This window comes from Paenibacillus graminis, from assembly GCF_000758705.1.
GTDB classification, from domain to species: Bacteria; Bacillota; Bacilli; order Paenibacillales; family Paenibacillaceae; genus Paenibacillus_AQ; species Paenibacillus_AQ graminis.
Genome location: NZ_CP009287.1, coordinates 5,486,363 through 5,499,908, shown reverse-complemented (window position 1 = coordinate 5,499,908; position 13,546 = coordinate 5,486,363). Strand labels below are relative to the sequence as shown.

Annotated in this window: 6 protein-coding genes and 1 pseudogene; 6 read left to right on the top strand and 1 reads right to left on the bottom strand. The window is 54.9% G+C overall.

The features are described 5' to 3' along the window. Positions 1-242: 242 nt before the first annotated feature. Positions 243-1,232 carry a Na/Pi cotransporter family protein gene (locus PGRAT_RS23780; protein WP_042267305.1) on the bottom strand — a complete coding sequence of 330 codons (990 nt, stop codon included), beginning with the start codon at positions 1,230-1,232 and terminating at the stop codon, positions 243-245. 99 nt (positions 1,233-1,331) lie between these two features. Between PGRAT_RS23780 and PGRAT_RS23775 the strand changes: the two genes are divergently transcribed. The 6 genes and pseudogenes from PGRAT_RS23775 to PGRAT_RS23755 all read left to right on the top strand — a co-directional run bounded on the left by PGRAT_RS23775 (position 1,332) and on the right by PGRAT_RS23755 (position 13,546). Further along, on the top strand, positions 1,332-2,732 hold the full coding sequence (locus PGRAT_RS23775; RefSeq protein ID WP_025708702.1) for a class I SAM-dependent rRNA methyltransferase: 1,401 nt from the start codon (positions 1,332-1,334) through the stop codon (positions 2,730-2,732). 298 nt (positions 2,733-3,030) lie between these two features. Continuing rightward, positions 3,031-3,126: pseudogene (locus PGRAT_RS33785) on the top strand (IS200/IS605 family transposase); the annotation flags it as partial. A gap of 6 nt (positions 3,127-3,132) precedes the next feature. Then, a complete protein-coding gene (locus PGRAT_RS23770; RefSeq protein WP_025708701.1) occupies positions 3,133-4,143 on the top strand; it encodes an RNA-guided endonuclease TnpB family protein in 1,011 nt (336 codons plus the stop codon). A gap of 381 nt (positions 4,144-4,524) precedes the next feature. After that, positions 4,525-8,052: a helicase-exonuclease AddAB subunit AddB gene (gene addB / locus PGRAT_RS23765; RefSeq protein WP_025708700.1), complete on the top strand. Its 3,528-nt coding sequence runs from the start codon at positions 4,525-4,527 to the stop codon at positions 8,050-8,052. Continuing rightward, the gene (locus PGRAT_RS23760; protein ID WP_042267303.1) at positions 8,049-12,206 is read left to right on the top strand and encodes a UvrD-helicase domain-containing protein; all 4,158 of its coding nucleotides are present in this window, start codon (positions 8,049-8,051) and stop codon (positions 12,204-12,206) included. Before addB ends, PGRAT_RS23760 begins: the two co-directional genes overlap by 4 nt. A gap of 158 nt (positions 12,207-12,364) precedes the next feature. After that, the gene (locus PGRAT_RS23755; protein WP_025705010.1) at positions 12,365-13,546 is read left to right on the top strand and encodes an exonuclease SbcCD subunit D; all 1,182 of its coding nucleotides are present in this window, start codon (positions 12,365-12,367) and stop codon (positions 13,544-13,546) included.

The following is a 13,546-nucleotide window of genomic DNA, read 5'->3' as shown; positions in this document are numbered from 1 at the left end:
TTAGTTACCCTTTTTCCACTTGGAACTGCCGATGGATTCATAAAAGGTTCTCAGGCGACGCTAAACTGAAATCCAAAACGGCTACCTTATCCAGTCAAGGACGGCGCAGCCGTATGGTTCTTGAATAGCATTAGAACTGCAGCGCGGATTGAAGTATAATGATACAGCATCATACAGCGCCAGGCGTGCTGGCGCGTCCCTGTTGAAGCTTGCGCTTCCGGTTCCCCCGGAAGCACAAGCGGTTACGATTGCAGCCGTTTCTCCAACCGGGTCCATACCGGCAGGTAGCATAGCGGCAGCACACCAAGGGAGCAGACGACATTGAAGATCGTCTGGGCATGGGCGAGCTGGGTGGCCGGACCGCCGCCAATCCAGGCGGACAAGACCTGAAGCTGCTGAATAAAAGGCAGGAACAGCAGGGCGCCGCCGACATTAAGCGCTACATGCGAGCCGGCGACAAATTTGCCGGAAGCCGAGCCGCCGATTGCGGCGATTACGGCTGTGACGCAGGTACCAACGTTGGCGCCAAGCACGATGGCGATGCCAAGCCCGGGCGGCATGACGCCTGAGCTGGCGAGGCCCATCGCCATGCCAATGACCGCCGCGCTGCTGTGTAGCATTGCCGTCAGGCAGGCTCCGGCAGCCAGCCCCCAGAGCGCGCTGGTTGCGGCATGGTCCAGGAACCAGCGGAACAAGCCGCTGGCCTGCAGAGCAGGACCGATTGACTGCATGACCGCGATGCCCCAGAGGACAAGCGAAAAGCCGGCTGCCGCCAGGCTGGTGAACTGCAGCGGTGTGGACAGCCTGCGGCAGGCTGCTGCTGCCCTTGGGCTTGGGGCCGGCAGTTCGCCAAGCATGACGGCCGCCGCCCACAGGCACAGCGATACGACCAGCAGCGGCGCGACCATCTGGCTGATCTGCAGGCCGATCAGCTCCGTGGTCAGGCAGGTGCCGATGTTGCTGCCAAGGATGATGCCGAGTGTCCTGGCATACGTCAGCAATCCGGCATTAACCATGCCGATGGTCAGTACCGTTACGGCGGTGCTGCTCTGAAGCAGCGCCGACAGCAGGCTGCTGGCGATCAGGCCTTTTAACGGTGTGGAGGTTGCTTTATGCAGGCTTCGCGTCAGCAGAGGGCCGGCGAGCTTCGCCAGCGCCGCTTCCATCAGCTTCATGCCGGCGAGGAAAATAACAAGGCCATATATGACAGGGAACAGCAGATCACGGATCATAAGGGGCAAGCTCCTTTGAACGGGGTTGTACACCAATATATGAATGCAGCGAAGTGGACATGTATAGAATTCATCAACAAGAACAGGGAGTTGAAAGTATTGGCATCAGTTATCTTGGAACGCAGCCGTAAAAAAAGGTTGGAGCAGGGCCATCCTTGGGTCTACGCCAGCGAGGTAGCATCTGTAGACGGAGAGCCGCAGCCTGGCGGATTAGTGGATGTGCTTAATCATCAAGGGAGATATCTGGCGACGGGTTATTACAATCCCGCTTCACAGATCCGGGTGAGAATTCTCGACCGGAATCCGCTGGCGGCTATGGATACCGCTTTTTTTGCTGAGCGGTTTGCAAGCTGCCTGCGCCATAGACAACGGTTTCTGCCGGGAGCGGATGCATACCGCCTGGTATATGGTGAAGCGGATTTTCTGCCCGGCCTGATTATCGACCGGTTTGGCGAGGTTCTGGTAGTGCAGCTGTTGACGCTGGGGATGGACAAGTGCCGCGATCAGATTGTGCAGGCGCTGGTGGAAGTCGTTGTACCGCGCGGCATATATGAGCGCAGTGATGTCAGCGTCCGTGAGCTGGAAGGGCTGGAACAGAGAACCGGAGTGCTGTACGGGGAGTGTCCGCGCCACATTACGGTGAGTGAGAATGGCCTCAAGGTGATCGTTGATATAGAAGAGGGCCAGAAGACAGGATACTTTTTTGACCAGCGCGAGAACCGGGCTTCCATTGCTCCGCTGATCCAAGGCTGGGGCGGACGCAGCGGGATCACGCTGCAGGAGGTTGCGGCAGAGGACGGAACGGTTCAGACTCTTCCGGTCAATAAAAGCGGCAAGCCGGTTACCTTCCCTTATTGGGACGGTGCGACGGTGCTGGAATGCTTCGCGCATACCGGCAGCTTCACCCTCCATGCCTGCAAATACGGAGCCAAGAAGGTCACCTGCCTGGACGTTTCCGCACATGCCATCGAGAGCGCCAAAGCAAACGTTGAGTTGAACGGTTTCAGCGACCGGGTGGAGTTTGTGGTAGACGATGCTTTTGCCTTCCTGCGCAATCAGGTAAAAGGTCTGGAAGAGCGCTCCGAGCGGGCTACCGGTAAAACGGATGCTAACCCAGGCGCCAAACCTGCTGCCGCCAAAACAGATACCGCTAAGCCGATGACTGCCGGCGGCGGGCGCACCTGGGATGTCGTAATCCTTGATCCGCCTGCTTTTGCCAAGACCAAAAGTGCGGTGGCTGGAGCCTGCCGCGGCTACAAGGACATCAACCTGCACGGCATGAAGCTCGTCAACGAGGGTGGCTATCTCGTAACGGCAAGCTGCTCTTACCACATGCAGCCGCAGCTGTTCCTGGATACCATCGCCGAAGCGGCGAAGGATGCCGGCAAAGTACTCCGTCTCATTGAGTGGCGGGCCGCTGGCAAAGATCATCCGCAAATTCTCGGTGTAGACGAAGGCCACTATTTGAAATTTGCTATTTTTGAGGTACGCAGCAAATAAACGCCTTATAACGACCGAGAAGGTTAATAACAGAGGAGGCCCGTGTTGATCATGGGTCTCTTCTTTTTGACGCATATATGAAAAGAATGGCAAACATATGTTCTTGCTGGGAGAGGTATGCTATACTATTGGGACGGATTCATCTGAAACTTTCGAATTTCAGCCCGCAATATATTACAGAATTTTTTGAGCGAGAAGGCCCACTCCTTTAGGTGTGGGATGATAGCGAGAGGCGTGTCCTAAGATATGTTAATGTTCCAACTTTTTTTGGTTATCATGTTAAACATAAACTGATACAATAAATGTTGGAAATTATAGAAGAACCAACACAACCGTATCGCTAATCCATTATCACTTTGTTTTTTGTCCACGATATCGAAAGAAAATCTTTCTTAAATTTATCGAATTAAAGTTATTAAGCAGAGAATATATTCGAGTGATTAATTCATTAACAGAACAAGCAGAAAAAGAAGGTTCATTCCCCAAACTCACAACGAAAGATGTAGAAGCGAAACTCCCTTCTGCTGTACTTAATCAAGCAATTCGTGATGCTAAAAGCGTATTTAAGAAAACGAAGAAGGAAAAGAAGCGTCCAATACTAAGGAAACCAACCTACTATATCAACAATCAAAACTATTCCATTGGCCATGCCTCTATTGCTTTTCCGATCATCGTGGACAACAAAGTGAAGAAGACGATTTTTCCTGCTCTTTTAACAGAAAGAGATCAACAATTTCTTCAAAATGCAACATGTGGTCTGATGAGAATCGTTGAGAAATCAGGAAAATGGTTTGCTCAAGTTTCACTTGAAATTCCTACAGAGACAACCACAGGCGAACAGGTAATAGGCATTGATTTGGGATTAAAAGTCCCTGCTGTTGCTGTGACTAGCGAGGGGAAGACGAGATTTTTTGGAAATGGTAGAGAAAACAAATATATGAAACGAAAGTTCCGTAGTGAACGAAAAGGATTAGGAAAGAAGAAAAAGCTGCGTGCTATTCGTAAACTGGATCATAAAGAACAACGATGGATGAAAGATAAGGACCATAAAGTAAGTAGACAAATTGTCAATTTTGCCATTAAGAATCAAGTGTCAGTCATTCACTTAGAGAAGCTGACAAACATCAGAAAAACGACAAGAACAAGTCGTAAAAACGAAAAGAATGTGCATACATGGTCATTCTATCGCTTGGCACAATTCATTGAATACAAAGCAAAGATGGCAGGGATCAAAGTGGAATATGTGAATCCAGCGTATACATCGCAAAAATGTCCATCTTGCTCTACGCTAAATAAAGCGATAGATAGAAAATATTCGTGTCCATGCGGGTTTCATACGCATCGTGATAAAGTCGGTGCAATGAATATCATTCACGCACCTGTGATTGGTGGTCATAGTCAATCAGCCTAAGATGTTAAAACGCACTGTCTTAGGAGGGCTGATGGCACAGCCCAATCTTGGGGTCATACTTCGATAGCAGAAATGCACTTCGACTTAATCACCCAAGAATCCCACTGCTTTAGCTGTGGGAGTGTCAATATAGTATATGTATTCTACTTTCTGAATGCAGAGGATTAGCAGGGGCGGACAGCGGTGGTGAAATGAGCGGCAGAAATGTCGTTATAAGGGTTCATTCCAAGCAGCTGCCACGGGTGAAAGTAAAAGCAAAAATTCCGTTGAATGGATCATAAACAAATGCATTGTCATAGTAGGGTTGACCAAATAGATTAGATAATTTTAGTTTTACGTAATTTTTGAACCTATTCTCCGCTATGGAAGGAGTCTACTGTGATGACGGTACACTTTTTGATTGGCCGCTCGGGCAGCGGCAAGACAACAAAAATATGGGAGACGGTATCTTCACGCCTTGAGGCGGAGCCGCTGGGCGCCCCGATGATCGTGCTTGTTCCGGAGCAGGGCTCCTTCGGTGCGGAGCAAGGGCTGCTGAAGACGGGCAAGACGAAGGGCAGCATCCGCGCCCAGACCCTGAGCTTCTCGCGGCTGGCCTACCGGGTGAAGCAGGAGACCGGGGGCAGCGCCAGCCTGCCGATCAGCGAGGAAGGCAAGAAGATGCTGATTTACAAGATTATCAGCCGCCGCAAGGAAGAGCTGAAGCTGTTCGGGGCATCAAGTGACAGGCCGGGTTTTGTGGAGCGGCTTAGCCAGCTTCATACCGAGCTGAAGCGCTGCTGCCTGGGGGCAGCCGATCTGGAGGAGCAGTTGCTGGGGATGTCGGATTCCGCCCTGCGGAGTCCAATTCTTGCCAGCAAGCTGGAAGATTTACATATCGTGTTCAGCGAGCTGGAACAGGAAATGTCCCAGCTGTACATCGATGAAGAGGACCGCCTTGCTGAGCTGGCGGAACATATTCAGGAATCCTCCTATATTCGGGGTTCGGAAATCTGGGTCGACGGCTTTCACGGCTTCACCACACAGGAGTTTGCTGTGCTGCGGGAGCTGATGCAGTATGCCGCTAAGGTTACGATCTCATTGACACTGGACCGGAGTTATCCTCCGGGATTGCAGCCTCATGAATTGGAGCTGTTCCATCCTAGCGCGGTTTCCTACATCAAGCTGCGCGGGATGGCTGAGGAAATGAGGCTGTCCGTGTGGGACGAGCTGCTGGCGCCGCCGGTGCTGCCGCGGTTTGCCGGGAGTCCTGTTCTTGCCCACTTGGAGCGGGGGTTTGGACGCCGGAACCGCTGGAGCGGTACAGCTTCTGCCGTTGCAGAGGCCATTACCCTTACAGCGGCAGCTTCGCGCAGAGCCGAGGTGGAAGGAAGCCTGCGGGAAATGCTCCGGCTGGCCCGTGAGGAAGGGGTGAAATACGGGGAGATGGCTGTATTCATGCGCAATATTGCCGATTATGAGCAGCTTGTGGCCCCTCTTTTCCAGGATTACGGAATCCCGTTCTTCCTTGACCAAAAAATGAACGAGCTGCATCATCCGCTGGTGGAGTTTATCCGCTCTGCCTTTGATGTGGTACGCCGCCGGTGGCGGTATGAGGATGTGTTCCGCTGTGTGAAGACAGAGCTGCTGCTGCCGCTCGACCGCAGTGTAACCCGAGCGGATATGGATGCGCTGGAGAATTACGTGCTGGCTTGCGGCATCCAGGGCTACCGCTGGACGGATGGCCGGTCCTGGAAAGGAATTCCGAGCCTTTCCCTGGAGGGTGCCAGAGTTGTGGATGAAGAGCTGCTGGCGAGAATGGAGGCGTGCCGTGAGGTGATTACGGGTCCGCTGCAGGCTTTTGAACAGCGGATCAAAAAAAGCCGCAGCGGTCTGGAGTTGTGCAAAGCGGTATACTTTCTTTTGCAGGATATGGATGCCGCGCGCAAGCTGGAGCGGATGAGCGCCCAGGCTTTGGAGCTTGGACAGCCTGAGGCAGCCCGGGAGCACACGCAGCTGTGGGGTGCCGTGCTGGACCTTCTGGATCAGATTGCGGAGATGATGGGCAATGAAAGAATGGAGTTTGATGTTTTCGCCGGGGTGCTGGAGACAGGTCTGGCTGAACTGAAGATGGGGCTTGTGCCCCCCGCATTGGATCAGGTACTGGTAGGGACTATGGACCGCACCCGGGTATCGGGTGTCAAATATGCCTTTTTGCTGGGATTTAATGAAGGCGTTGTCCCTGCCCAGTTCAAGGAAGACGGCATTCTCTCGGAAGGAGAACGCCTGCTGCTGGAGAATTCGGGCATGGAGCTTGCTCCCGGTTCTTCCCGCAAGCTGCTGGATGAGCGCTTTCTGATCTACAATACACTCACTACGGCGAGCCGCAAGCTCTGGATCAGCTATGCGACTGCTGATGAAGAAGGTAAGGCGCTGCTGCCATCGGAAATCATCCGCCAATTGCACGGCATGTTTCCTGGAGCGCTGAAAGAATATTTTGTTTCCGGCTTTCCATCGTCTGCAGCTGGAAGCTCAGATGATACAGAGAACCTGGAAGCACTGCATATGAGCTTTGTCAGCCAGCCGGAGCAGACGCTGCGCATGCTCATTATGCAGCTTCGGCAATATCGCCAGGGGGTGGAGATTCCGGCAGTTTGGTGGGATGTCTATAACTGGTTTATCACGGATGCGGAGCATGGACCGAAGCTGGAACGGCTGCTCGGCTCCCTGTTCTACCGCAACGAAGGAATCCGGTTGAAGCGGGAGACGAGTCTGCGTCTGTACGGCGGAACAACGCTTCGCGGAAGTGTGTCACGCATGGAGAAGTTCGTGGCCTGTGCCTTTTCGCATTTCGCTTCTTACGGCCTGAGACTGAAAGAACGCCAGCTTTATAAGCTGAAGGCACCGGACATTGGACAACTGTTCCATGCCGCTCTAAGCGATATGGCCCAGCGGCTGCAGAAGCAGGGACGGAGCTGGGGAAGCATGTCTGCGGAGGAATGCCGCCGTGAAGCCGGAGAGACCGTGGACCGGCTCTCTCCGCTCCTGCAGGGCGAAATTCTAATGAGCAGCAAACGCTACGGGTATATCTCCCGCAAGCTCAAAAATATTGTCGGCCGTGCTTCTGTCATCCTCGGTGAACATGCCAGAAGAGGCAGTTTTGAGCCGGTGGGGCTGGAGCTGGACTTTGGCCCGGGCAAAGATCTTCCGCCGCTGAGGATTACACTGCCGAACGGCTGTGTGATGGAGGTAGTAGGCCGGATCGACCGTGTGGACATGGCTGAAGGCGAACAGGGCATCCTGCTGCGGGTCATTGACTACAAATCAAGCCATAAAGACCTCAAACTGCATGAGGTCTATTACGGACTGTCCCTGCAAATGCTGACCTACCTGGATGTTCTGCTTACGTATTCGGAGCAGTGGCTTGGACAAACCGCTCTGCCGGCAGGAACGCTCTATTTCCATGTGCATGATCCGCTGCTGACTTCAGCGAACGGCATGAACCGCGAGCAGGCAGAGCAGGAGCTGATGAAGCGCTTCAAGATGAAGGGGCTGCTTACAGCGGACCGTGAAGTGGTCTCCCTGATGGATACCGCTCTGGATAAGGGACATTCTTCAATCGTGCCGGTGGCGCTGAAGAGCGACGGGAGCTTTTACAGCAGCGCTTCGGTGGCCACTCCCGAGCAGTGGGGGCATTTGCTGTCCTCCGTGCGCAGCACCATCTCTGATATCGGGACACGCATTACTGAAGGGGATGTAGCGATCCAGCCCTACCGGATACAACAGGAAACGGCTTGCACCTTCTGCTCTTTCCGGCCGGTATGCCAATTCGATGAGGCCGTGGAAGGCAATGCCTACAACAATCTCGGCAAGCCGGGCAAGGAAGTCATTTGGGACCTGCTGTCCCGCGAAGGAGGAGAGAAGCCATGATACGCAGAGCGGAAATAGAACCGAAACCAAAAGGCAGCCTATGGAGCGATGACCAGTGGCGCGCCATTGCCGAGAGCGGTGACGATATCCTGGTCGCGGCAGCAGCGGGCTCCGGCAAAACAGCGGTGCTGGTGGAGCGGATTATCCGTAAAATCAGCAATGAGAAGAACGGGTTCAGTGTGGACAGGCTGCTGGTGGCTACCTTTACCAAAGCAGCGGCTGCTGAAATGCGGCAGCGCATCCGCGAGGCATTGGAACGGAAGCTGGAGGAAGAAAGCTCCGGGGAAGAAGAAGGAAACCATGGCAATGAGCATCTGCGGCGTCAGCTTGCCCTGCTTGGCAGAGCTTCGATTACGACGTTGCATTCCTTTTGCCTGGAGGTGATCCGGCGTTATTACCAGCTCATCCCCATTGATCCGGGCTTCCGGATTCTGAATGAGCATGAGGCGGAGATGATGCGCCAGGAGCTGCTGGAGGAGCTGCTGGAAGAGAAATATGGAGAGGTTGCCGAAGACGGGGAGGATACAGTATTTGTGCGGCTGGCTGACTGGTTCAGCGGCGAGCGCAGCGATGATGCCGTCCACTCCCTGATTCAGCGGCTGCATGATTTTGCGCGGAGCCATCCCTGGCCGGCACTGTGGCTGCGGGACACCGCAGCGGATTTCTCCCTGCCGGATACAGATGCCCTGAGCCGCACGTCATGGGTGCAGAGCATCCTGGCCGAAGCGAAGCTCACGCTGGACGGGGCGGCGAGCCAGCTCCGCCAGGGCCGGGAAATTGCCCTGCAGCCCGGCGGCCCTGCCCCCTACGCGGACAATCTGGCTGCGGATCTGGAAATGGTGCAGTCGCTGCAGGAAGCGCTGGAATTCCGTCCGTGGGCTGAGCTGTATGATATTTTTATCGAAATATCGTTTGGGAAGCTGAAGGCCTGCAAGAAGGATTCGACCGACCCGGGGCTGCAGGAGCGGGTTAAGGAACTGCGCGACAATGTGAAGAAAAGCTTGCTGGAGCTGCAAAAATCGCTTTTTGGCCGCCCCGCCGAAGCCTTTTTGGGTGAACTGCATGAGGCCGCCCCGCTGATGCGCGAGCTGGCTGAGACGGTCATCGAATTCGGGGAACGCTACCGGATCGAGAAGGCAGGCCGGGGATTGGTGGATTTCAGCGACCTGGAGCATTATTGCCTGCAAATCCTGCGGCATGAAGATTCAGAACCCGGACATTCGCTGCCTTCAGATGCGGCTATGGAGTACCGGGACCAGTTCGACGAGGTACTGCTGGATGAATATCAGGATACGAACAGCGTGCAGGAGGAAATTGTGCGGCTGATTTCCCGGGAATCGCCGGGAAACCGTTTTATGGTCGGAGATATGAAGCAGAGCATTTACCGTTTCCGGCTGGCGGAGCCGGGATTGTTCCTGGATAAGTATAAGAGCTTTGGTTCAGCCGCGGACAGCAGCAATGATGCCTTAACCGGCAGCCGGGAGGCTGCCGGGGCTGTTGAAGCCCTTGAACCGGGCAAGCCCGGCGGCGGCTCCGTAATTGATCTGGCCCGCAATTTCCGCAGCCGTCTGGAGGTCGTAAATGCCGTGAATATGATTTTCCGGCAGATTATGGACAGTACGGTTGCTGAAATAAGCTACGATGAGCGGGCCGAGCTGGTTTACGGCGCCCATTTTCCGGGTGCGGCAGAGAATGGGCCGGATACTTATTTTGCCCCTGAGCTGCTGCTTATTGACCGGGGAACATCCTTATCTTCACGTGCTGAGGAAACTGCAGAGGACGGAGAGCTTCCTCCGCAAGAAAATGAAGCAATGGAAAGTGAAACCGCACAGCTTGAAGCAAGAGCCATCGTCCGGCGCATCTCCCAGATGACCGGCATGAGCGGCGGTGAGCCGCTGATGATCTATGATAAAGCCTTGAAGATCATGCGGCCGGTTGTTTACGGAGACATTGTCATTCTCCTGCGGTCGGCGCGGATCTGGACTCCGCTGATGGTCGAAGAACTGCGCCTGGAGGGCATTCCGGCATATGGGGATCAGAACAAAGGATATTTTCAGGCTACCGAAGTGGAAATTGCCCTTTCGCTGCTGCAGATTGTGGACAACCCCAGGCAGGATATTCCGCTGGCCGGCGTCCTCCGTTCGCCTGTAGTGAATCTGCGCGAGGAAGAGCTGGCAGCGGTGCGTCTCTGCAGCGATGGTTCTTTTTTCGATGCAGTGCTGGCGGCTGCCGGAGAGCGGATTGAGTCAGAGAATGGGCTTGGCGAACATCATGCGTTCAAGTCAGGCGCAGCCCACGCAGCCGATCACGCTGCACCTAGTGAAGAAAGCCCAGCAGAAGGCGGTCCGTTAGCAGGCAAAATGGCAGGAGAAGCGGCTATGCCGGAGATTTCCGGGAAACTTCAAAAGAAGCTGCAAGTTTTTCTGAAGCGGCTTGAAGGCTGGAGAACTGCTGCCCGCCAGGGAAGCCTTAGTACTCTGATCTGGCGTATCTACGCAGAGAGCGGCTATCTGGAATGGGTCGGCGGCCTGCCTGGAGGCTTTCAGCGCCAGAATAATCTTACAGCGCTGTACGACCGGGCTGTTCAGTTTGAGAAGGATACCAATGCACGCGGCTTGTTCCGTTTCCTGGTATTCATCAGCCGGCTGAGAGAAAACGGCGGCGACCTGGGAGCAGCGGGAGGAACCGGCGAGGAAGCTGGCGGGGTCCGAATTATGACCATCCACAAGTCTAAAGGTCTGGAGTTTCCCGTGGTCTTCCTGGCAGGAATGGCCAAGCCGTTCAACCGCCAGGATTTGTATTCTCCCTTCCTGATGCATAAAGAGCTCGGATTCGGGCCGCGTTTTGTAGAGCGGGAGACCCGGGTCAGTTATCCAACACTGCCTTATCTGGCGATTAGCCGCCGTTCACGTCTGGAACTGCTGGCCGAGGAAATGCGTGTGCTCTATGTCGGATTAACCCGGCCGCGCGACAAGATGATCTTGGTCGGCACCGTGCGGGATTTACCCCGTACCCTTGCAGGCTGGAGCAGTGTGCAGGGCCGGGAGCAAATGCTGCTGGAGGACCATATGCTGGCCCGGGGCCGCAGCTATTTGGATTGGGTGGGACCGGCGCTGATCCGCCATCCCAGCGCAGCTGTCCTCCGCAAGCTGGCAGGAACCAATGGACCTGTATCTGCGGTGCTCCATGGCGATGCCTCCAATTGGAGCATCTCTGCGGTGAACGCACAGGAGCTCAGTTCCGGGTCAGCCCTGGCTGCGTCTGGTACTGGGGACCAGAATGAGGAACGGCAGGCCGTGCTTGAATCCCTCCGGCACGGCCGCAGTGTCCCCAAGAGGAGCGCTGCAAGAGAGGCCGAAGTAACCGAACGCCTGAAGTGGGTGTATCCTTATGCAGCCGCATCCGGGATTCCCGCTAAAACCTCTGTCACCGAACTGAAATCGATGCTGTCCATGCAGGAGCAGCCGTCATACGACCTGCTGGAAGAATCCCTGCCCGCTGGTGCGGGTCACAGCCTGGCTAGTAGGACGGCAGGGACGGACAGTCTGCATCTCCAGCGTCCGAAGTTTATGGAGAAGCGGGGCTTGTCGCCTTCAGAACGGGGGACAGCCTACCATACCGTTATGCAGCATGTGCCGCTGGAAGGTGAGGTAGACCGGTCTGTTCTGGAAGCTACAATCGCGCGTCTTACGCGGTTAGCCATTCTTACCGGCGAGCAGGCTGAGGCTGTTGAAATTAGTGATATTGAGGCGTTTTACACAGGAGAGATGGGCCGCAGACTGATCGGAGCTTCATGGAAAGTAAGAGAGCAGCCGTTCAGCTATATGGTGCCGGCGGGCAAAGCCTATCATGGCCTTGAGTATCTGAATGAAGCGGCATCGGGGCTCGAAACTCCTGCAGGAAACGCATCCTTTGGTGAATCTGTCCTGATTCAAGGCGTTATCGACTGCCTATTCCGGGAAGAGGGGCAACTGATTCTGCTGGATTATAAGACCGATGCTGTGCTGGAACATCAGGGGGGACTGGAATCGCTCAAGGAGAAATACCGTTTTCAGCTGGAGCTCTACAGCAAGGCGCTGCTGGACATTCTGGGGGAGCCGGTCCGTGAGATCTGGCTGTACTTTTTTGACGGCGGACATGCAGTGAAGCTATAAATCTATCATTGGATATGATTGTGATTTATCAATCTATCAATTTATCGTTCGATCAATCAAACTATTAATCTGCTAATCAAGCAAATTGAGCAATGTATCAATTTATTAATTTATTTATCTATCAAAGCCGCATGACGGGCGGGGAAAAGAGGGTGTAAATGCGCATATTGCATACGGGGGACTGGCATCTGGGGCGGATGCTGGAAGGAAGAAGCCGGCAGAAGGAGCAGGAGCAGTTCATCGATGAGCTGGTGGAGATTGCCGATGCTTCCCAGGCAGATCTTATACTGATGGCGGGAGATGTCTACGATTCCGTGAATCCGCCGGCAGCGGCGGAGCAGTTATTCTACGATGCAGCCGCCCGGCTAACGGCAAATGGCAGGCCGCTTGTGGTCATCTCCGGCAATCACGATCAGCCTGAGCGTGTCGCGTCCGTATCCCCGCTTGTCCGCAGACAAGGCATTACTCTGGTAGGCATGCCTACCTCCGAACCGGTGACGGTTCATGCCGTACGTACAGGCGAGGTTGCCAAAATCGCTGCGCTCCCTTATCCCTCAGAAGCACGGCTTGGCGAGCTCCTTGCCGGGGATGCGGGGGAAGATGAACTCCGCCTTGCCTATAGTGCACGGGTTGGCAGGCTGATGAATCTGCTGGGCCGGGAATTCACGCCGCAGACCGTCAATCTGGCGATGAGCCATATTTATGTGCTGGGCGGAGTGGAGAGTGACTCCGAGCGGCCTATTCAGGTCGGGGGAGCGTACACTGTAGATCCTTCAGCTTTGTCATGCGGTGCACAGTATACAGCGCTTGGGCATCTTCACCGCGCCCAGCGCGTAAAAGGCGGCAACATGATCCGTTACAGCGGATCGCCGCTGGCCTACAGCTTCTCCGAAGCCGGGCAGGCGAAGTCCGTGGCAATGATTGAGGTTGCGCCTGGAGGCGAGCCCTCTTTCGAGGAAATATATCTCCGCTGCGGCCGTCCATTGGTGAACTGGAAGTCCTCCGGCGGTTTGCAGGAGGTCTACGGCTGGCTGGATGAAGGCCGGGACGCCACAGCTTTTATTGATCTGGAGCTCCGCCTCACGGAAGCGATGTCGCTGAATGATATCCAGCGGCTGCGCAAATCCCGCGAGGGGATTATACATATCCGCCCGGTTTATCCGCAGATGGAGCAGGAGCTTGAGGAGATGGCCCGCTCGCGCATGCCGGTGCAGGAGCTGTTCCGCAGATTCTATCAGCGGCAGACCGGCGGGGCAGAGCCTGAGGACAGCCTGATCGAGCTGTTCCTGGAGCTGGCGGAAGAAGAGCGGCGTGAGCCTGTGGAAGGGGAGGAGAACTGA

Excerpts from the sequence above, each read along its gene's own strand:
- PGRAT_RS23780 (WP_042267305.1), bottom strand. The coding sequence starts at position 1,232 with ATGATCCGTGATCTGCTGTTCCCTGTCATATATGGCCTTGTTATTTTC.
- addB (WP_025708700.1), top strand. The coding sequence starts at position 4,525 with ATGACGGTACACTTTTTGATTGGCCGCTCGGGCAGCGGCAAGACAACA.
- PGRAT_RS23760 (WP_042267303.1), top strand. The coding sequence starts at position 8,049 with ATGATACGCAGAGCGGAAATAGAACCGAAACCAAAAGGCAGCCTATGG.
- PGRAT_RS23755 (WP_025705010.1), top strand. The coding sequence starts at position 12,365 with ATGCGCATATTGCATACGGGGGACTGGCATCTGGGGCGGATGCTGGAA.